This window comes from Oceanicoccus sp. KOV_DT_Chl (assembly GCF_900120175.1).
GTDB lineage: Bacteria > Pseudomonadota > Gammaproteobacteria > Pseudomonadales > Dasaniaceae > Oceanicoccus.
This window is the reverse complement of record NZ_FQLF01000002.1, coordinates 920,214-939,925: the sequence shown is the minus strand read 5'-3', so window position 1 is coordinate 939,925 and position 19,712 is coordinate 920,214. Positions and strand designations below refer to the sequence as shown.

At 48.5% G+C, this 19,712-nt stretch carries 18 protein-coding genes, 1 tRNA gene and 1 pseudogene; 2 read left to right on the top strand and 18 right to left on the bottom strand.

Annotation, left to right across the window (positions count from 1 at the left end):
- Nucleotides 1-118: 118 nt before the first annotated feature.
- The 17 genes and pseudogenes from UNITIG_RS08035 to UNITIG_RS07960 all read right to left on the bottom strand — a co-directional run bounded on the left by UNITIG_RS08035 (nucleotide 119) and on the right by UNITIG_RS07960 (nucleotide 16,974).
- Nucleotides 119-1,933 carry a DUF3604 domain-containing protein gene (locus UNITIG_RS08035; protein WP_101757909.1) on the bottom strand — a complete coding sequence of 605 codons (1,815 nt, stop codon included), beginning with the start codon at nucleotides 1,931-1,933 and terminating at the stop codon, nucleotides 119-121.
- A 96-nt stretch (nucleotides 1,934-2,029) separates the two neighbouring features.
- On the bottom strand, nucleotides 2,030-2,791 hold the full coding sequence (locus tag UNITIG_RS08030) for a sterol desaturase family protein (protein ID WP_101757908.1): 762 nt from the start codon (nucleotides 2,789-2,791) through the stop codon (nucleotides 2,030-2,032).
- Nucleotides 2,792-2,837: 46 nt separating this feature from the next.
- A complete protein-coding gene (locus tag UNITIG_RS08025) occupies nucleotides 2,838-3,236 on the bottom strand; it encodes a carboxymuconolactone decarboxylase family protein (protein ID WP_101757907.1) in 399 nt (132 codons plus the stop codon).
- Between the two features lie 26 nt (nucleotides 3,237-3,262).
- A complete protein-coding gene (locus UNITIG_RS08020; protein ID WP_101757906.1) occupies nucleotides 3,263-3,490 on the bottom strand; it encodes a hypothetical protein in 228 nt (75 codons plus the stop codon).
- Nucleotides 3,487-4,176, bottom strand: a complete 690-nt coding sequence (locus UNITIG_RS08015) for a MarR family transcriptional regulator (RefSeq protein WP_101757905.1) — start codon at nucleotides 4,174-4,176, stop codon at nucleotides 3,487-3,489. The genes UNITIG_RS08020 and UNITIG_RS08015 overlap by 4 nt, the downstream gene beginning before the upstream one ends.
- 179 nt (nucleotides 4,177-4,355) lie before the next feature.
- Nucleotides 4,356-5,177 (bottom strand): SDR family oxidoreductase, encoded by an 822-nt coding sequence (locus UNITIG_RS08005; protein WP_101757903.1) that lies wholly within the window; start codon nucleotides 5,175-5,177, stop codon nucleotides 4,356-4,358.
- Nucleotides 5,178-5,231: 54 nt separating this feature from the next.
- Entirely contained in the window at nucleotides 5,232-6,695 is a 1,464-nt protein-coding gene (locus tag UNITIG_RS08000) for an aldehyde dehydrogenase family protein (protein WP_101757902.1), read from the bottom strand.
- Nucleotides 6,696-6,743: 48 nt separating this feature from the next.
- Nucleotides 6,744-7,613 carry an NAD(P)-dependent oxidoreductase gene (locus UNITIG_RS07995; protein WP_101757901.1) on the bottom strand — a complete coding sequence of 290 codons (870 nt, stop codon included), beginning with the start codon at nucleotides 7,611-7,613 and terminating at the stop codon, nucleotides 6,744-6,746.
- Nucleotides 7,614-8,371: 758 nt separating this feature from the next.
- A complete protein-coding gene (locus tag UNITIG_RS07990) occupies nucleotides 8,372-9,352 on the bottom strand; it encodes a nitronate monooxygenase family protein (RefSeq protein ID WP_101757900.1) in 981 nt (326 codons plus the stop codon).
- 48 nt (nucleotides 9,353-9,400) lie between these two features.
- A complete protein-coding gene (locus UNITIG_RS07985) occupies nucleotides 9,401-10,192 on the bottom strand; it encodes an enoyl-CoA hydratase/isomerase family protein (protein WP_101757899.1) in 792 nt (263 codons plus the stop codon).
- A 196-nt stretch (nucleotides 10,193-10,388) separates the two neighbouring features.
- Nucleotides 10,389-10,873: pseudogene (locus tag UNITIG_RS25530) on the bottom strand (CoA transferase).
- A gap of 16 nt (nucleotides 10,874-10,889) precedes the next feature.
- Nucleotides 10,890-11,357, bottom strand: a complete 468-nt coding sequence (locus UNITIG_RS25525) for a CoA transferase (RefSeq protein ID WP_369809155.1) — start codon at nucleotides 11,355-11,357, stop codon at nucleotides 10,890-10,892.
- A gap of 151 nt (nucleotides 11,358-11,508) precedes the next feature.
- On the bottom strand, nucleotides 11,509-12,279 hold the full coding sequence (locus UNITIG_RS07975; RefSeq protein WP_101757898.1) for an SDR family NAD(P)-dependent oxidoreductase: 771 nt from the start codon (nucleotides 12,277-12,279) through the stop codon (nucleotides 11,509-11,511).
- Between the two features lie 43 nt (nucleotides 12,280-12,322).
- Nucleotides 12,323-13,501: an acyl-CoA dehydrogenase family protein gene (locus tag UNITIG_RS07970; RefSeq protein ID WP_101757897.1), complete on the bottom strand. Its 1,179-nt coding sequence runs from the start codon at nucleotides 13,499-13,501 to the stop codon at nucleotides 12,323-12,325.
- A gap of 148 nt (nucleotides 13,502-13,649) precedes the next feature.
- Nucleotides 13,650-14,720, bottom strand: a complete 1,071-nt coding sequence (locus UNITIG_RS25520; RefSeq protein ID WP_369809154.1) for a 3-hydroxyacyl-CoA dehydrogenase NAD-binding domain-containing protein — start codon at nucleotides 14,718-14,720, stop codon at nucleotides 13,650-13,652.
- On the bottom strand, nucleotides 14,717-15,703 hold the full coding sequence (locus tag UNITIG_RS25515) for an enoyl-CoA hydratase-related protein (RefSeq protein ID WP_369809153.1): 987 nt from the start codon (nucleotides 15,701-15,703) through the stop codon (nucleotides 14,717-14,719). The genes UNITIG_RS25520 and UNITIG_RS25515 overlap by 4 nt, the downstream gene beginning before the upstream one ends.
- Before the next feature lie 62 nt (nucleotides 15,704-15,765).
- Complete coding sequence (locus UNITIG_RS07960; RefSeq protein ID WP_200821225.1) at nucleotides 15,766-16,974, bottom strand: acetyl-CoA C-acetyltransferase; 1,209 nt, start codon at nucleotides 16,972-16,974, stop codon at nucleotides 15,766-15,768.
- A gap of 143 nt (nucleotides 16,975-17,117) precedes the next feature.
- Between UNITIG_RS07960 and UNITIG_RS07955 the strand changes: the two genes are divergently transcribed.
- Together UNITIG_RS07955 and UNITIG_RS25030 are read left to right on the top strand one after the other, a co-directional pair.
- Nucleotides 17,118-17,522: an AraC family transcriptional regulator ligand-binding domain-containing protein gene (locus UNITIG_RS07955; RefSeq protein ID WP_101757895.1), complete on the top strand. Its 405-nt coding sequence runs from the start codon at nucleotides 17,118-17,120 to the stop codon at nucleotides 17,520-17,522.
- Nucleotides 17,456-18,124, top strand: coding sequence for a helix-turn-helix domain-containing protein (locus tag UNITIG_RS25030; protein WP_369809185.1), 669 nt, complete (start codon nucleotides 17,456-17,458; stop codon nucleotides 18,122-18,124). Before UNITIG_RS07955 ends, UNITIG_RS25030 begins: the two co-directional genes overlap by 67 nt.
- Before the next feature lie 905 nt (nucleotides 18,125-19,029).
- Here the strand turns inward: UNITIG_RS25030 and UNITIG_RS07940 are convergent.
- Nucleotides 19,030-19,116 (bottom strand) — tRNA-Leu (locus tag UNITIG_RS07940).
- Between the last annotated feature and the right edge of the window lie 596 nt (nucleotides 19,117-19,712).

Sequence of the window (19,712 nt, the reverse complement as noted above, 5' to 3'; positions counted from 1 at the left end):
TTGCCGTCATTGATGGTGTCTGAATACCTTTCTTGAAAATCGGGTGCAGGCCACAGTGTTAATTCAATTTTTTAGCAGTCGACCTTAAGTCCCTGTGTTTTTTTAAGCGTCGCTTCTCTCAAGGCCGATACCAGATCGCCGAAGTAACGGCCCGCTCCTGAATAGACGAAGGTTCTGGCGCGTCAATACCTAGCGTTTTTGCATCAAACGTTGTCCAGCGCGGGGTAGGTATTTCCAATACGCGAGCGTAGTAAAATGCTTGCTGCTCGCTAGAAAAATCCGGGTCTTGCCATACGGTCATTAGTTGTGATGCGCCAATAGTATTTTGGTAGCTCGCCTGTTTGGTATTAACGGTATTGCCAACCGCAGAAAGTTTTCCGGTGTTTTTATCGATACTGCGCTCGCCGGACCAGACGACCTCATAAACTTTTTCATGGCTTTGTCCTGATGCATCAATCCAGCCTTTGATAATTTGGATACGGTCCAGATTGGCTCCGTCAGGGTCGCGACTGGCGGCGATGGCAAAGCGGGGGGCGTTTTCTGGTAGCTGCTCTTGGTGCGGTTTGAGGATGTTGCCCATGGCAACACCGGTGTCGTAGGCTGTGGCTATCCAATCATTTTCTAGAGGTAGTTGATCAGAAAAGTCCCAGCCGCCAAAAAAGCGGACGGTAATGAGAGGGCCGGAGGTGGCATAGGTTTCTTTGCTGGCCATGCCATCATAGATGGATTCGCGGGTATTTTGCTCTGCCCAGACGCCTGCCAAGCCAGCGGCACTCCAGCGTCTGCCGCCGGGCATATCGTCAGGTAAAAAAGTTGCAGTGGCCATTCGCAAGCCGGCACTGCCATCGAGTAGTGGTAACTTGCCGTGGTAATTGTCTTCTTCTACTGGTGAGCTTGAATTGTGGCCATCGGAGGCGCCGATCACACCGAATTGATAGGGATTAAAACCTTCGCGATGAGACAGTTCAAGGCCTAGTCTCAGGGCATCGCGACTATAGCTGCCCTTTGGTTGTGACAGTTCAAATGAATGAGACAGCAGGGTGTCGTAAATTTCAAAGCCGGCAAACTCATCCGTGGGCGACAGCTCGGGGTGAGTTTCTGACGAGCCTTTGACCTGGAATATTTCACTTAAAGGTTCGTTGCGCAGCCGTTGTTGGGCATAGCCGGCATCCATTTTTTTGCCATCGAAAGCGACTGCGTCATACATCAGGCCGTCACTCACGTTGCCGTTGTGGGGGATCGCCATCATCGTCATGCCCTGTTCGCGCTGTGATTCCAGTGCTTGCCAAAGATCTCTCGGGTCTAACGATTCCAGTGAGCTATAAGGAAAGGCGGGAACGTGGGTGTCGCGATAAATAACGTTGCGATGCAGGTTGCGGGTATCGGGTTGTGACGACCATTCATAGGCAACAAAGGTGCTGAAAACGCCGGGAATATAGTGGCGCTCTGCGGCGGCAATAGTGTCTTGCCAGGCGTTATAGCTGGCTTGCGGGGTGGTATCAGCATCGACGTCTTTTAAGTCAAAGGTACCCAGCGAGCGAATAAAAAAGAGGGTATTGCGGATCCGGCTATCTTCCAGCAGCCGCTGGCGTAAACTGCGCTTGCTCAGCAGTAACTCTGGTTGCTGGTCGCGCAACACACCAAGGTATTCGGAGTGATCCGTGACGGCGGCGAAATCCAGTGGTCGTTTAATTTTGATGCCGTAACCCGCGCCATGCGCAATTTCACCGCCGCGGGTGAACGTGTAGGCATCATCCGGTGTGGTGCGTACGCCCATGGTGTAGGCATCGGTGGAGTAGCTGGTGTGGATATGTAAATCACCCCAGAATACATTTTTATTGGCGTTAAAAGTCACAGCGGGTTTTGCCGGGATCGGGGCGGCGGCCTCTTTGTTATAGGCGGGAATAGGCTGCCGTCCTGTTTTGGGCTGCATCCTGCCAGCGTTAGGGATGCAGTTAGCAAAACAACAAAGGTATTTTTCATTGGCTGAGACCGCAGTTTAATGTTGGTATCAGTATAGGCATCGCTATCAGTTACTCTGAGTATTCTCTATCGTCAGGTCTTCGTTAGGGTGACGTTCTATGGTGCGGAACAACCAGTCGTAGAATAGGGTAATAGTGGAGTAATTACCGCGGTGCATGTCCAGATGATGGGCATCGTGTTTCATAGCAATCCAGTTGATGGTTTTCCATGGGAAGCCTTTGAGATCAATCCGGCAGTGATTGATTTGATTTAATTGGGTATAGACGATATTGCAAAAAACGATGGTGGCAATATGGAAAGGTTCGCCATTGAGTAAACAAATAATCGAAGTCACAAGGTAAAATAGGCCGATACCTATAAAAATTTCCCAGGGGTGCAACAGAAAAGAATCTATGGAGCTGACCCGGCTGCGGGCTTGATGGTGTACTGCGTGTACCATCCGAAAATAACCCTGGCCGTGAAATACAAAACGGTGCGTGAGGTAATAGAAAAAATCATAAACCATCAGAATCAGCACGGAGTCAATGAGTATTTTACTGATCGGTTGCGGCTCTAGTGTGACTAAAAAAGGCAGCACGCCGAGATAAAATGCTAAAGAAAAACCGAGCCCGATTTTCTGGCTGGCTTTGACGCGATGATGGTATTTTTTGCCCTTGTTGCGCCATTTATCTTTGTTTTTCTCTTCGTCGGTTTCCCGGCTATTAGCTAGCGCAGGAATACGAAATAAAAGAAATTTACTGATCGTAATAATACCGATGACGAGTAGTACGGTGATAAGGCCGGCGGGCCAGTTGTATGCAAGTGTCATAATAATTGCCTGATAGCTTTAGCGAGTTCTGAATGTATGTGCGGGGTTACTCAGCACCAGATTCCTTGGCTTTTTCAAGATCTTTAGTGGCTTCAGCAATAGCTTCCTCCATAGGGAAAAGCATTGCTGCCGCTTTCGGGTAACCACAGTACTGAGCGATAAAAAGGTGGAGCTCACGAATCTCTTCGGCGTTTAAGTCACCGCGTTTAATCGCTGCCTTAGTTTGTATCTTGAAGGTCGTAGCTTCCCCTTGGGCGGCTATCATACCGAGCAACAGGATGCGTTTGTCGCGCATGGAGATAATGTCCCGTGTCCATATTTCAGCGAATAAAGTTTCCAGCATAATGTCGGAAAAGGCATAGCCTTGCTCCGGGACGACAACGTCACCGGCATAGACATCCATTATTTTTTCTTTACCTGTATTTCTGCGTTCGTCATTGCTCATGGTAAAACCTCTTTGATTTTTGATGGTTAGTCATTATTTGAAATAAGCAGTTTTCCCAGCGCCAGTGCTTTATCGGGGCCGAGTTGTTGGCTAAGTTTTTTGGCCAGCAGAGTAAGTTCTTCATCTTGCTGGTCGCAGAGTGCTATCGCCAGCGTGGTTAATCCTGATTTGATCGTGTTGAGATTTTTTTGACCGATAAGTGCCGCGAGTTCCACTTCCAGTTCCTGCATGGCTTGTTTGGAATCGCTAATCAAGCGATGCCCGGCTGCTGTGAAAAAAATACATGCTGGCGCGGGTCCAGTGGGTCGGATTGTCGCTCGATATAACCCAATTGCTCCAGTTCGCTGGCGATCAGGCTGATGGCTTGTTTACTCACGCCTTGTTCTCTTGCCATGGTTTGAATGTGCCCACCTAACGGCCCGATATTTTTTAGCACTGAGCCATATCGGGGTTTTAAATCAGGGTGACCTTTGCTTTTGGTGATTTCACGTAGTCGTTGATTGATATATTCGGATAGTCGAGGCAGGGTAGCAGCGAGCGGCGATGGGATGCCTGAAGGGGGTTTAAAGCTGGTTAACAGGCCGAGTTTGATATTCAGTTTTTCAACTAGTTGCGTGATATTTTTGAGGCTTTTCTGGCCAATGATATCGGCGAACAGGGATTGTTGTTTGCCGGTTTCGATAGCGCCATCATGTATTAATTGTTTAGCTTTTTTTGTCAATGCGATACGCTTCGAACGTTTATCTAATGGGTCTTCTGAGCGTTTAATATAGCCAGCCGCTTCGATTTGTTTGGCTACTTGATTTGCCGCCTGACGGGAGATGCCTAACCGCTCTGTAATATCGCTAAGTTTGGCCTCGCCATTGGCGGCCATAAATATATAGGGTTCAAAGCTCAGCTTGAGTTTTTTATGACCATAGGTGTTGATCAATGCAGTCATGATTTCTGATTCCAGCAATAGCGTAATATCCAGAATATTACGGGCTAAGTTATCCCGATGCTGGCTGCTTGTTGATTGTTTTTTTGGCTCATATCAGTGCTGCTGGTGTATTTGGTTTCAAGGTAAATTTACCGCGGAGTTGCCAATATTCTGGTGGCTGAAATCGCTAGCTGAAAAAATTAGCTAATACCTAGCAGATCATCGCGATCACCGATAAAGACTTCCGCACAGTAACCAAAATCTACCGGCAAATTAACGCCGCTAACAAAGCTGGCCATTTTGCTGTTGAGTAATACCAGCGGTTCACCCATTTCTGCGCCGGTGGCATAACGACCATTGGAAGGAAGAAATAAATCAATTGCTTCTGCTGGCATTTTTCCTTCGCCTTTAAGTGTATCCATAAAGCCGCTGGCGGTTGGTGACGGTGAAATGCAATTAATACGAATATTTTTCTTGGCCAGTTTTTTTGCCATGGTCATGGTGTAAGCAATAATGCATTGCTTGGAAAAGCCATAGCCATCTGAACTCTCGAGTGGGTGATCCGCAATCCACTGCGCGGCAACCTCTAAACTGTTGTCCAGTGCCAGGAAGGTTTTAGCGGTTTCAATTTTTGGTTTCCAGCCCATGCCTGCGGTAGAGGCGATAGAGGCGATACCGCCACCTGCGCTGATGCGTGGCAACAAACTTTCAGTCAGGTAGCGCAAGCCACTGAAGTTAATCAAAATGGTGTCTGCAGCTGAAAAAGGGGGAGAAGGCACGCCGGCACAATTAAACAGCGCATCAATATTGTCGGGAAGTTCGGCGACAGCGGCATCTATTGAGGTGGCGTTTTTCATATCAACGCTGATGGCTTTGTGAACGGGTACGGTAATAGAAGCAATATCCAGAGCAAAGACATTTGCGCCTAAATCTACCAGTTGCTGAGCTGCCGCTTGCCCCATGCCGGAAGCCGCACCAGTGATGACCACATTTTTATTTTCATAGCCGAGTACATTGTTCATCTTGTGTTCTCTTTTTAAGTGACTGATTTATTTGGGTATGGGTTTGTGGCGTTGCTACGAAATCCCAATAGCGATGGTTTTGGTTTCAAGATATTCCTCAAAGCCTTCAGGGCCCATTTCGCGGCCAATACCACTTTGTTTGTAACCGCCAAAAGGTGCGTCGGCGGCGTAGAAATTACCGCCATTGACGTTGATGGTGCCAGTGCGAATGCGCCGGGCAACAGCCAGTGCGCGTTCTTCTGAAGCGGACCAGACGCTGCCGGATAAACCAAATTCAGAATCGTTGGCAATGCGAATGGCATCGGCTTCATCTTCATAGGCGATAACACAGAGTACCGGGCCAAAAATTTCTTCCCGCGCTATAGTCATATCGTTAGTAACATCGACAAAGACGGTGGGTTGTACGTAATAGCCTTTTTCCAGTTGCTCTGGCCTGCCGCCGCCTAGTAAAACGCGGGCGCCTTCGTCTTTGCCTTTTTGTATATAGCTCAACACGCGGTCGCGTTGTTTGGCGTTGACTAACGGCCCCATAATTTCATCGGAGTCGGGATTGCCGTAGCTAATAAAGCCAAAATAACTTGTTAACAGCTCTTCGACTTCTGCCTGTTTGGCTTTGGGGATCAGCAGGCGGGTATTGAGTGCACAGCCTTGGCCGGCATGAAAACAAACGGCCAGTGCACTTAATAAGCTGCTACTGAGATCAGCGTCATCCAACATGATATTGGCGGATTTTCCGCCCAGTTCCAGAAACACTTTTTTAACGGTTTTAGCCGCCTGTGCCATGATATGTTTGCCAACGGCGGTGGAGCCGGTAAAAGAAATCATGTCTACCCGTGGGTCGGTTACCAATTGCTCGCCGACGATTTGCGGGTCTGCTGCCGTGATCACGTTAAATACACCGGCGGGAATATCCGTGTGTTCTTTGATAATGCGGCCCAGAGTGGTGGCTGACCAAGGGGTGTCTGGTGCGGCTTTTAATACTACGGTGCAGCCGGCTGCCAGTGCCGGAATAGACTTGGCCAAATTGATTTGCAGTGGAACATTCCAGGGGGTAATGCAAGCGACCACGCCGATGGCTTCTTTCTCTACCAAGCGGCGGCTTTTGATATTCATTAATTCATACTGGCCAATGTCCCGGCTCCATTCGAATTTGGGTAATGCCTCAAGACTGAAATCCATAAAACTGATGGGCACTTCGCAGTGCGGACCGCCGCTGCCACAAATGCCTAGCGGCGCTCCGGTTTCGGCAGCAATTTGTAATTTGAAATCGTCCATTTCTGCTAGCAGTCCGGCTTTTAATTGCTGCAGGCATTTGAGCCGGAAGGCGTGGTTTGTTGACCAGTCAGTGTGGTCAAAAGCTCTGCGAGCAGCCGCGATGGCCTGATCCATTTCTTCAGGGCCGGCATCAACGACATGACCAATAACTTCTTCGGTTGCCGGGTTGATGTTGGGATAGGTTTTACCACTGCTGGCAGTCACCAGTTCACCATCAATTAATAAGTTGCTCTCTGGGTTCATTACTGTCTCCGGGAATTATTTCTTTGGTTGTTATTTTGCTATTTGATTTCAATCAAGGCGCGATTCATCTTTGCCGACGAATACATCTTCAATGCGGTCGCATAAGTATTCAGCGGTTGGCAGTACCACATTATGGTCTTTAGCGGTGTTTAGTGCGCACTCCAGGTCTTTACGTGCCAGTTTGCCCATGGTGCCGAAGTACTCGATCATCTGTTCATTGCTATAGGATGGCGCCATGCTATTGCGACCCGAAACAAACATATGCATCTGCTCGTTTATCACGCCGTTGGAACGGCCAACTTCGCGCAGCACATCGACTGAAAGGCCGCAGCGGTCGGCAAGTTTGGTGGCCTCGGCCAACAACACAAATTCACCGTATTGGATAAAGTTATTACACAGTTTTAGCGCAATACCTGTGCCCAAATCGCCGGCGTGAACCACTTTTTCTGCAGAAGTTTCAAATACCGGTTGCGCGCGGGCCACAATCGCTGCATCACCGCCTACCATATAACAGAGCGTGCCTTCAACTGCACGGTGGGCACCGCCAGTAATCGGCGCATCAATTAAATGGATATTGAGAGCACTCGCGTCGCTGGCCCATTTCAATAAATTGGCTTGGGTGACAGTGCTGTGAATAGCAATAATGGTGTCGGCGGTAACGTTTTTAAACAGTCCGCCGTCGCCATAGAGCAAGTCTTCGACTTGCTGGTCATCGCGCACGCAAATGCCGATGTGGCTGCAGAGCTTGGCGAGTTCGGCGGTGGTGGTACAGCCAATAGCGCCTTTGTCGATCAGCTCCTGTACCGCAGGTTGGTAGACGTCATACACGTGTGCCTGAAAGCGATTAATGAGTCGCTCGGCGGAGGGTTTGCCAATATTGCCTAAACCAATGTAGCCAACCTTTTGTTTTGTATTCACTGTGCTGCCCCGTGCGGTTTATTTGAGCATAGGTTATGTGGGTAAAAACTAAGTGTCAATACAAGTTTACTTAACGTCAATTAATGTTTACGTTATTGGTGTGGGGGTTGGTGACACATTTTTGTTTGATGGATACACCAGGTACATGGATTGGTGTGGAAAGCCCTCCAACACTGGTGTGCGCAACAAGCTGAGTTTCGGCTCGGTCTCCCGATTCAATTATTCGAGGACAGGCTCTTCGAAGGTATGAGGCCATGCACGCTGTACGCTAATGGCACTAAGCAGAAGTTATATAGTAAACATCACTCCCGCAGGCGCATTGCTGTCCGGAATTAAATGTCACTTTGTAGCGTTTGAATCTATAAATACACTGTCAATTCTATGAAATACAAAGTTGAGATTTAATTTACAGGTCGTCATCCTACGCGTAGGCGTGGGATCCAGAGCTACGGAGCGCTAAGGGTTCGAATACAGTCGACACTTGTAAAATACTCTGCTTTTTCAGTTTATAAAAAAGCTCGAGCAATCTTGATCGTTAATCGCAACTGGGTTCCCGCCTTTTGCAGAATAGAAGGAGTCCATATACGGGAATGACGTAAAAAAGAGGATCCTCTGCTGGCACTCATCAACAGCTTTAAATCTCAACATATATAAGTAAAAGACCAGCTTGTTTATTGAAAACAGACCTCACGATTTAGTTAAGCCTCAATATCGAATTATTTCTGTTGGGGTTTGAGCCACTATCGCTTAGCAAGAGATTAATCGTTTGCCATATTATGTAAACGGTTGTTTATAATTGCAGTGGCCTCATCTACCATACGTTCAATTAATTGTTCGCAGCTTGGAATATCATCAATCAACCCCATCACCATCCCGACAGTCCAGATACCATCATCTATATCACCACCTTCGATACATTTTTCACGACCGCGTACGCCGGCGACTAAGGGTTGTAGTTCAGAAAAGTCCGTTTCACCGGGGCGTGATTCAATGTTAACAACTTCATCCGAGATTGAATTTTTGAAAACCCGGCAAGTATTGCGCAGTGACCGGAACATTAACGTTGTCGCGCGTTCATCGGCATCTACCATGGCCTGCTTCATGTTTTCGTGTACTGGCGCTTCTTGAGTGGCAACAAAACGACTGCCCATATTGATGCCTTCTGCGCCCAGGGCTAATGCGGCAGCTAGTTGTGACCCGGTACCAATGCCGCCTGAGGCAACCATCGGGATGGTGAGTTTTGCATAAGCTGCAGGCAGCAATACCAAATTAGTAACATCGTCCTCACCTGGGTGGCCTGCACATTCAAAGCCATCAACACTGACCGCATCGCAACCTACTTTTTCTGCCTTTAATGCGTGGCGTACCGATGTGCATTTGTGAATAACTTTGACCCCCGCTGCTTTGAGAGCGGGCATAAACTCTTCAGGGCTGCGGCCAGCTGTTTCAACGATTTTAATCCCACTGTCAATAATGACTTCTATATATTCGGCGTAGGGGGGTGGCTTGATCGATGGAAGTATAGTGAGGTTTACACCAAATGGTTTGTCGGTCAGGGTGCGGCAGCGCGCGATTTCATCGCGTAATGCTTGCGGTGTTGGCTGAGTCAACGCCGTTAAAATACCCAGGCCGCCGGCATTGGAAACGGCGGCAGCTAATTCTGCACGGCCAACCCACATCATGCCACCCTGGATGATGGGGTGCTTGATGCCAAACATTTCTGTTATACGTGTTTTCATACCAGGTTACCTTGTTGGTGTTTGTTGTAAGCAAGTTATCGCTGTTGTTTATTTTCCCTGAAACTTAGGCGCGCGTTTTTCAAAGAATGCCGCTGCTCCTTCCTGGAAATCTTCGCTGCGATAACACGTATTTTGTATTTCAGCTTCGGCAGCCAGTACCTCGGCTAAAGGCGATGTCGCTGCTTTCTTCAATAGCTCTTTTGAATAGCGTAAGGTTAGCGGCGCCTGTGCGGCCAATTGCAGTGCCCATTCGGTTGCCTCTGATAGCAAGCTGTCAGCAGCGACAACTTTATTAGCGACACCTAGTTCAATACATTGCTGCGCTGTTAAGCGTTGCGAAAATGCAATCATTTCATAGGCTTTTTTGGCGCCCAATAAATCTTGGAATAGTTTATGGCTGCCGCCGTCCGGGATTAAACTAATGGCGCCAAAAGCCGAGTAGAGAAAAGCGTTGTCAGCCATGATGACTAAATCACAACTTAATGCGATGGCTGAACCAATACCTGCAGCAGCACCGTTGATTGCACCGATAACAGGTTTGGGTGCGTCAGTAATGCCCTGAATGATGGGGTTGTACTCATTGTTTAATTGTTTGGTGATAAAACCATCCTGATTATCACCGGGAAGTTTTTCTACTAAATCAGCGCCAGCACAAAAGCCTTTGCCTTCGCCAGTTATCAACATGACGCGAACATCTTTGTCGGCACTGGCTGCGGCTAAAGCCGCGGCGATATCCATACGCATTTGCCGGTTGAGTGAGTTGCGAACCTCTGGGCGATTCAAGGTGATAATAGCAAGTGAGTTTTTCACTTGATAATTGACTGTCTCGAAAGTATTCATAGGGATATACCTGATAAAAAGGGTAGTTACTTAACGGCGCCTAGTGCGATTAAATGTTGAATTTCGTCAGTATTCAAACCAAGCTTAGCGAGTACTTGCTTGGTGTCATCACCGGCGGCATGTTGGCCGTGTTCTACGCTGGAAGGGGTGCGGCTGAAGCCGCGGGCCGGCGCAGGTTGCGGATAGCCGTCAATTTCTAGGTAGGCATTTCTGGCTTTGTTGTGGGGTGATGGGGGGCTTCTGTTGCGGTCAACACGGGTGAGACGCAGGCATCGCTAGTACCCATTATGGCATCCCATTCGTCCCGGGTTTTGTGTTTGATGACGCTGGCTAATTGTTCTTTTAGTGCTGGCCATTGCTTAATGTCTGCCTGAGACTGTGGTGAAAAAATTTCGCTATCCAATTCGGCTAATTCAACCAGCTTGGCAAAAAACTGCGGTTCAATGGGCCTAAAGCGATATATTTTTCGTCTTTGGTTTCATAGCTGTCGTAGAAAAAAGCAGCGCCATCTAAAATATTGACACCACGACCGTCCAGGTCCCATTGCTTGGCAGCGCTAAAACTATGACACATCCACATTAAGTTGGCAGCGCCATCAACCATGGCTGCATCGACGACTTGGCCAATGCCAGAGTTTTTTGCTTCTAGCAATGCCGCTAAAATTCCCGTCACCAAAAACATGGTGCCGCCACCAAAGTCACCGATTAAAATTTAACGGCACTACCGGTTTTTGACCTTTCACGCCAATAGAGTGGAGTGCGCCGGTTAGCGCGATGTAATTGATGTCGTGTCCTGCAGTTTGTGCGAGCGGGCCGGTTTGTCCCCAGCCGGTCATACGGCCATAAATCAACGCCGGGTTTACTGCCAAACAATCTTCCGGGCCAATACCTAATTTTTCAGTAACGCCGGGACGAAACCCTTCAATTAATACATCGGCGTTAGCAATTAATTGTAAAAGGGTATTGCGACCTTGCTCGCTTTTAAGATTTACGATAATGGATTTTTTACCGCGTCGGCTCATGTCTTTAGCGTAAAGCGGATTAGCTTTAGCGTCGCGGTCAATAACAATGACTTCGGCACCCATATCGGCTAATAACATACCCGCCATTGGACAGGGTCCCATGCCCGCTAGCTCAATAACTTTATAACCGCTTAACGCACCCATAAGAAAACCTGCTGCTCTGAATTATTGCTATATCGTTCAGCTAAGCGTTAATGCTTGCACGGTGAGGTTTCAAGATTAACGATGCTGTATCTGTTTTTATCTAAATCGGTATGGATAAAACAGGGCAACCTTTTACCGTTGCCCAATCGTCTTAACGTGGTTGCATGCGAATAGCTGCATCCATACGAATGCATTCACCATTGATGTAATCATTATCAACAATGTGGGCTGAAAGTTTCGCAATTTCGCTGGTTTTGCCAAGACGCTTTGGATAAACCGTAGATTGTTCCAGCGACTTGTAATACGACTCTTCGATAGTGTCGAACAGCGGTGTGTGGATCAGGCCGGGGACAATAGTGTTGACGCGAATACCATAACTGGCGAGCTCGCGGGCCATCGGTAGTGTCATGCCGACAATGGCACCCTTCGAGGCAGAGTAGGCGACTTGGCCAATCTGACCTTCATAAGCAGCAACAGAGGCGGTGTTAATAATGACGCCACGACCGCCGTCGTCATTAAAGGGTTCGTTCTGTGCCATTTTTTCGGCGGCCAAGCGCGCAACGTTAAACGTGCCTACCTGATTGACCATGATAACTTTCATATAGGTATCGAGTGGGTGTGGACCATTTTTACCATAGGTTTTACAAGCGGGGCCGATACCGGCGAAGTTATTGACGATATGCAACGCGCCAAATTTTTCGATTACTGCGTCCATGGCTGTTTGTACCGACGCCTCATCGCTGACATTAACATTAAAGTAAGCGACGTTATCACCCAGACGTTTGGCAATTGCGTTGCCCGCTTCTTCGTTTAAATCGAAGATGGCGACATTGGCGCCCAGTTCAGCATACAGTTCGGTAGTTGCTTGCCCCAAGCCAGATGCGCCGCCGGTGACAATGGCTGTTTTTCCTGCGATATCCATAGTGTTTCCTCTTTAATAATAAGTGTGGTGAGTAGGTTGAGTGTTACGCCATATCCCGATCAATAAATGCGGTGTTTTCGCCCTGATAAATATCACGGCCGATTATGAGTTTCATCACTTCTGACGTGCCGGCATAAATCCGTGTTACCCGTGCATCTGCATACATGCGGCAAATGGGATATTCATCCATATAGCCTGCACCGCCATGTAACTGAACGCCCTCATCGACTACACGACACAATAATTCACTGGTGAGTAATTTGGCTTTGGCAGCATCAACAGCGGTCAGTTGCTCGCTATTAAGCGCTTTTACACATTGGTCGATGTAGATTTGCTGCATATCAATTTCAGCTTTTAGCTCCGCTAATTTAAATTGCGTGTTCTGGAATTCAGCTAATGTTTTCTTGAACAGTTTACGTTCATTGGTGAAATCAACGGTTATGTCAAACGCTTTTTGCGCTGCCGACAACGCCTCAACTGCGGCAATTAAACGTTCTTCGGCTAAGCCTTCCATTAAATAAGAGAAGCCTTTGGTCGGATCACCTAACGTATTTTCCTTCGGCACTTTTACATTTTGAAAAAATAGCTCGGCAGTATCCTGTGCTTTTTGCCCCAGTTTTTTTAACGGTTCGCCGCGTTCAAAACCCTTAAAACCACGCTCCACCAAAAACAATCCAATTTGTCGCGGATTATTGATTGGGTCGGTTTTGGCGGCAACGATCACCACATCAGCATTAACACCATTCGATATAAAGGTTTTATTGCCGTTCAGCAAATAGTGATCACCTTGATCAATCGCTGTTGCCCGCATGGCGGCCAAATCACTGCCGGCATCGGGTTCGGTCATGGCAATAGCTAAAATGGTTTCGCCGCTGACACACTTGGGCAGAAAGCGTGCTTTTTGTTCGGCATTACCAAAACGTTGGAAGTAGGGGCCGACCAAGCGGCTGTGTAATGTGCAGCTCCAGTCGCCGGTGATGGCGTATTGGTTTTCTTCAATAATAATTTGCTCGTAGCGAAAATCATTATCACCGAGTCCCCCATATTCCTCGTCCGGCCAGGTCATCAAGAACCCCTGCGCACCCGCTTTTAGAAATGCTTCGCGATCAACAATGCCGTTGTTTCTCCAGCCTTCCATATGCGGGATGATTTCTTGCTCCAGAAATTTCCGATAGGCGGCACGGAACATAATCTGCTCTTCGGTAAACTCTCTTTTTAACATAGCGCTGAGCCTTTAATCGATCTTGATAAGAATTAGACGAAACTTTCGTTCGCTTTGGCTTTATCAAGCAAAATTTTTGGTGCCGCGAAACGTTCACCGTACAGTGTTTCCAATTCGCTACAACGACTAATAAAGGCCTCCAGACCAATCATGTTATTGTGCTCGTAGGTGTTGACGACTTGCAGGAAGCCACCTGTCCAGGTGGGGCGCCAATACCTAACAGCGAGCCTACATTGCCATCGGCTACAGAGGATAAAACACCTTCTTGTAAGCACTTGAGACTTTCAATAACCTGACGAACAATGAGGCGGTCCTTGATATCCTGATGCGGCAGTGTGACTTCAGGTTTGTGGAACAGGGTGTAAATTTGTGGCCAAATACGTTTGCTGCCGTCGGCGGCATACTCGTAATAACCACCGCCGTGGTAGCGACCACCGCGGTTATAGTCAGCAATTAACATTTCACTGATTTCAGTATTTACGCTGCAATCAAACTGGCTGCAAAATACACCGAGTTCACGGTGAGTTTCTGCGGCTTTTCTGGATAGTTCCTGGCTGACTTCATCTTGAACCGCTAAGGGTCCAACCGGCATGCCAGCATGCGCGCCAAGGTTGTCGATCAGTACAGGGTCTAGTCCTTCTTTCAGTAATCGTGCACCTTCATCTAAATAGGTAACAAAGACGCGTGAAGTAAAGAAGCCCAGCGAGTCATTGACAATGATTGGGGTTTTGCGAATAGCGCGGGCATAATCAAACGCTTTAGCCAGTGTTTCATCGCTGGTTTTTTCCCCGCAAATAATTTCAATGAGCGGCATTTTATCCACCGGAGAAAAGAAGTGAATGCCGATAAAGTTTTCAGGTTTGCTACTGGCTTCAGCCAACCGGGTGATTGGTAGCGTAGAGGTATTGCTAGCAAAAACGCCACCGTCAGCAAGGAAAGATTCCGCGTCTTTGGTGACCATGGCTTTTAGTTCGACGTTTTCAAACACGGCTTCAATGATCAGGTCGCAGCCTTGCAAGTCGGCATAATCTGCGCTGGTTTTAATCAAATCCAGCACTTTGGTTTTATCTGCTTCGGTTTTTCTTCCGCGATTAATTTGTTTGTCAAAAATTTGGGCGGTGTAGGTTTTACCTTTTTCCGCTGCCTCTATGCTAGTGTCTTTTAATACCACTTCGATACCGGCACAGGCGCTGCTATAAGCAATGCCTTGTCCCATCATGCCGCGCCTAAAATACCGACTTTTTTAACTTGGGTGGGCGCAATGTCTTTCGGGCGGTTGGCACCACTATTAATGCTGTTCAGTTGGAAGAACGTCGAAGTGATAATATTTTTTGCTTCAGGCGTCGTAATTAAAAATGCCAGCGCGCGTGATTCAATGCGTAAGGCGGTGTCGAAATCAACCGCAACCGTATCACCAGCTACCGCTAAAATGCGTTCAGGGGCAGGCAGTAAGCCGCGGGTTTTTTGATAGGTCATGGCCGGCGCCATGGAGAGTAGGCTGGTAATTGCCGGTTGCCATACATCGCCACCGGGTATGCTGTGACCTTTGATATCCCAAGGTTGAACCCCGGCATCAGGGTTGGCTTTTATCCATGCTTTGGCGGCGGGCACCAATTCATCTGCGGTCTCAACCAAGGCATCAACAAAACCGACTTGTTGTGCTTTAGCCGCTGGAAGGCGGGTGCCTTCCAATAAGAAGGGTAGCGCTTTTTCCAGCCCCAGCATGTGAATGGAGCGGACGATACCGCCACCGCCAGGCAGTAACCCCAGGGTCACTTCCGGCATGCCGACAATCACTTTAGGTGAATTCCAGGCGATGCGGTAATTACACGCCAGACAAATTTCCATGCCGCCACCCAGTGCGGCACCGTTGATAGCAGCGACAACAGGTACCGGCAGTTTTTCCAGACGGCGCAGTGGCGCTTTGACCTGATCTTCGATCATGCGGAACTGACTTTCTTCCTGGCCTTTGGGAACCGAACTCAATTCTTTTAAATCGCCACCGGCAAAGAAAGTGCTTTTTGCTGACGCGAGTATTACACCGGTTAACCCTGGTTCTGCTTCCAGTTTTGCTGGCAGCTCGGCCATTGCCTGGCGGTATTGATCGTTCATCGCATTAACCGGCCCGTCCATATCCATGGTAATGGTCACAATACCGTCGGCGTCTTTTTCGTAATTAAAGCCGTGATTTTTTTCACTCATAATTTTTACCTTACTCAATTCTGTCTGGCGTTACATTTAACGCATCACGTAATAGGGGGGGGTTACACTCGCTCAATAATGGTGGCAATACCTTGGCCGCCACCCACACAGAGTGCGATCAATCCACGCTTCAAATTCCGGCGCTCCAGTTCATCCAGCATGATGCTGATCAGCATGCTGCCGGTTGCACCTAGTGGGTGTCCCATGGCTATAGCGCCACCATTCACGTTGGTGATTTCATGCGAGATATTCAGCTCATCCATGAACCGCATAGCGACAGAGGCAAAGGCTTCGTTTATTTCAAATAAATCGATATCCGCTGTGGTTAGGCCGGCCTTGGCTAAGGCTTTCTTAGCGGCGGGGGCCGGACCAATCAGCATAATAGTGGGGTCGGTGGCCAGTACTGCGGTAGAAACAACACGGCCTCTTGGAGTTAAGCCCAGGTCGCGGCCAATTTGTTCGCTGCCCATTAGTACGGCCGCTGCACCGTCAACAATGCCGGATGAGTTACCTGGCGTGTGGACATGATTAATCGCTGCGAGTTGCGGGTATTTATTCAGCATCATGGCATCAAAGCCGATACCGCCCATTGGCGCAAAAGAGGGGCGCAAACCGGCGAGGATTTCCATCGTCGTGCCGGGTTTAATGAACTCGTCTTTATCGAGAATAGTCACGCCATTGAGATCAGTCACCGGCACCACCGAGCGATCAAAGTAACCGTTGTCGCGTGCGAATGCCGCGCGCTGTTGTGAGTGCAGGGCAAAATTATCGACATCTTCACGGGTCCAGCCGGCGAGGGTGGCGATGGTATCTGCACCTACACCCTGTGGTACCGAATGATTATGGATGCTGACCTCAGGGTCATTAAGCCATGCTCCGCCGGCAACGCCCATTGCCACTCGTGACATGGACTCAACACCACCGGCAACGACCAGGTCTTCCCAGCCCGAAGCAATTTTTTGTGCGGCAATGTTGACCGCTTCCAGGCCGGACGCACAAAAGCGATCTAATTGAACGCCGGCAACGCTTTCGTCCCAGTCAGCATAGTGAACAATAGACTTGGCAATATCGCCGCCTTGTTCGCCTACTGGCGACACACAGCCCATCACCACATCATCCACTCGGCTGGTATCGAGGTCATGACGGGTTTGTAGCTCGGTTAATAAGCCGGCAGCCAAGGCGACGGATTTAACTTCATGAAGAGAGCCGTCTTTTTTGCCTTTGCCACGCGGTGTGCGAATAGCATCATAGATATATGCGGTATGAGTCACTGCTGGAGTCCTGTGTTGGGTAGTTATAGTGGCGGATATATTGAGCAAGCATCCTATGCTGATTATTGTGCCTTGCATACTGCCAGTAAAACAATGACACTGGGGACAAAAATAGACATTATGAGTCGCTGCGGTACCAGACCATGCAAGATATATCTATCCATATTGTTTTCGTGAAGGCGGTGTTAAAGCATGCTCACACGCAGGGCCACGACCTATCCCGCTTACTGCGCCGAAGCAGGATATCACCTAGATTATTAAATGAACCACATGCGAGGGTGGGGGCGGAGCAGTTTGCCAAATTGCAGACTGTGACCATGCGCGAGATGGGTGATGAGATGCTGGGGTATTGCGCCAGGCCAATAAAAATAGGCCAATGGTCCATTCTCTGTCATTGGCTGATTCAATCTAAAACGCTGGGACAGGCCCTCAAACGATGCTGTCTGTTTTACAGTATCCTCGAACACGGTTTTCAGCCTAAATTGAGTATTCGGGGGCTGATGCCGCTCTGGAAATCACCCCTGTTGCGCATGAAAAGCCTGCGCTAGAGCCGTATGCCTACGAATTATTTACGTTTAGTATGCATCGCCAATTGTGTTGGTTGACTCAATCGAACCTACCCTTAAAAACCGTGACGTTACCCTACCTCGAGCCAAGTTATCGAGGGGAATACCAGGCTTTATATCAAGGCGCTCCTGTCGAATTTAATGCCGATCGTTGCAGCTTAATCTTTGACCGTAAATTGCTCGAGCGACCGGTCAAACAAACACCCGAAAGCCTGGCGGATTTCCTCAGGAATTCGCTTTATAACGTGCTGGTAAATACCTATAGCAATAAGAGTTGGTCAAGGCTGATCACTGATGAGATCAATAAAGACCTGAACCATTTACCAACGTTTATTCAGCTTGCCAGCAAGTTTAAAATCAACCCGAAGCGGCTAAGACGTTTGTTGAGTGATGAAGGCTTAACTTACAGCGAGTTGAAATTACAATTGCGCAGGGATATGGCTATCTATCATTTGTCCCGCCAGCAAACCTCCATTGAAGAGATTGCATTCAAGACCGGGTTTTCTGAAGCCAGTGCTTTTATTCGCGCATTCAAAAAATGGACGGGGGTGACACCGTTGACGTATCGGAAGGATTTGTCTTAGATCGACTTTATTGCTTTGAGCGTGTTTGTGCGGGGATGCACGGCTGGGTGTTTAGTTAGCAGTATTTATGGTGCCGATGAGAGGAGTTGATTGAATCAGCCTTAGGGCTGCTTCAACCTCTTTCGGCTCAAGTCCCGGACTAGACTCTGCACTTCGTAGTTGGATAATTACGTGCGCATTCCAGCTGGCAGGAAATTGGATAGGGTCGATCTTATCGCGGCACGATGTGGGGTCAGACCAATAATTTTACGTTGTTTGTAAAATTTTGCTCTGACCCCCGTTAGAAACCGTTGGCACGATGTTGTTTCGAAGTATCTGCCAGAATGGCAAGTTGATAAATCGGAGTGACCTGAAAAAGGTTTATTTAGGGAAATCGTGCCAACGGTTTCTGTCAGGGGTCGGCCCCACTTTTGTAAACAGCACAAAAGTGGGTCCGACCCCGCACTGTGCCATGGCAAGTATTATTTCTATCCGACCTCGTACCAACGTCTCTAATTGGCACGTCAGCGACCGAAGCCGCTGGCGTTTTTAATGTCTCAAATCTCTATGTTTTCAGACATTTCTAGTGCGGCAGGTGCGCTCCACTCACGCGCCATGCGCGCTCTATTTTCTAGACTAATAGAAACTATGGGGGGCCGTGGAGAAAAGTTGCAGGAAAAAAAACCACCAAAGAATCAATCTCTTAGGTGGTCTCTCGTAGTCTCTCGACGTTTTTCAATTTGGTGCCCAGGAGAGGAGTTGATTGAATCAGCCTTAGGGCTGCTTCTACCCCTTTGGGGCGCCCTGATTAAAGCGGGCGTCCAAAATGCTGGTGCATTTTGTGAACCTCTTTCGGCTCAAGTCCCGGACTAGACCCTGGGCTTCGTAGTTTGATAGTGCAGCCGAACTGGCTACGGAGTTTTGAATGGTGCCCAGGAGAGGACTTGAACCTCCACGCCCTTGCGAGCACTAGCACCTGAAGCTAGCGTGTCTACCAATTTCACCACCTGGGCTTTAAATAGGCATAGTGCCTAAATTAAACTGTGCGTCTTTTATTTACCGCGGTCCGACACACTACGCGGGGTTGCTTCCGGCTCCTGCCTCGCGCAACACTTGTGCATCCTGCACGTCGTCTACCAATTTCACCACCTGGGCTTTAAATAGGCATAGTGCCTAAATTAAACTGTGCGTCTTTTATTTACCGCGGTCCGACACACTACGCGGGGTTGCTTCCGGCTCCTGCCTCGCGCAACACTTGTGCATCCTGCACGTCGTCTACCAATTTCACCACCTGGGCTTTAAATAGGCATAGTGCCTAAATTAAACTGTGCGTCTTTTATTTACCGCGGTCCGACACACTACGCGGGGTTGCTTCCGGCTCCTGCCTCGCGCAACACTTGTGCATCCTGCACGTCGTCTACCAATTTCACCACCTGAGCTTTAAATAGGCATAGTGCCTAAATTAAACTGTGCGTCTTTTATTTACCGCGGTCCGACACACTACGCGGGTTGCTTCCGGCTCCTGCCTCGCGCAACACTTGTGCATCCTGCACGTCGTCTACCAATTTCACCACCTGGGCTTTAAACAGGCATAGTGCCTAATTTAAAC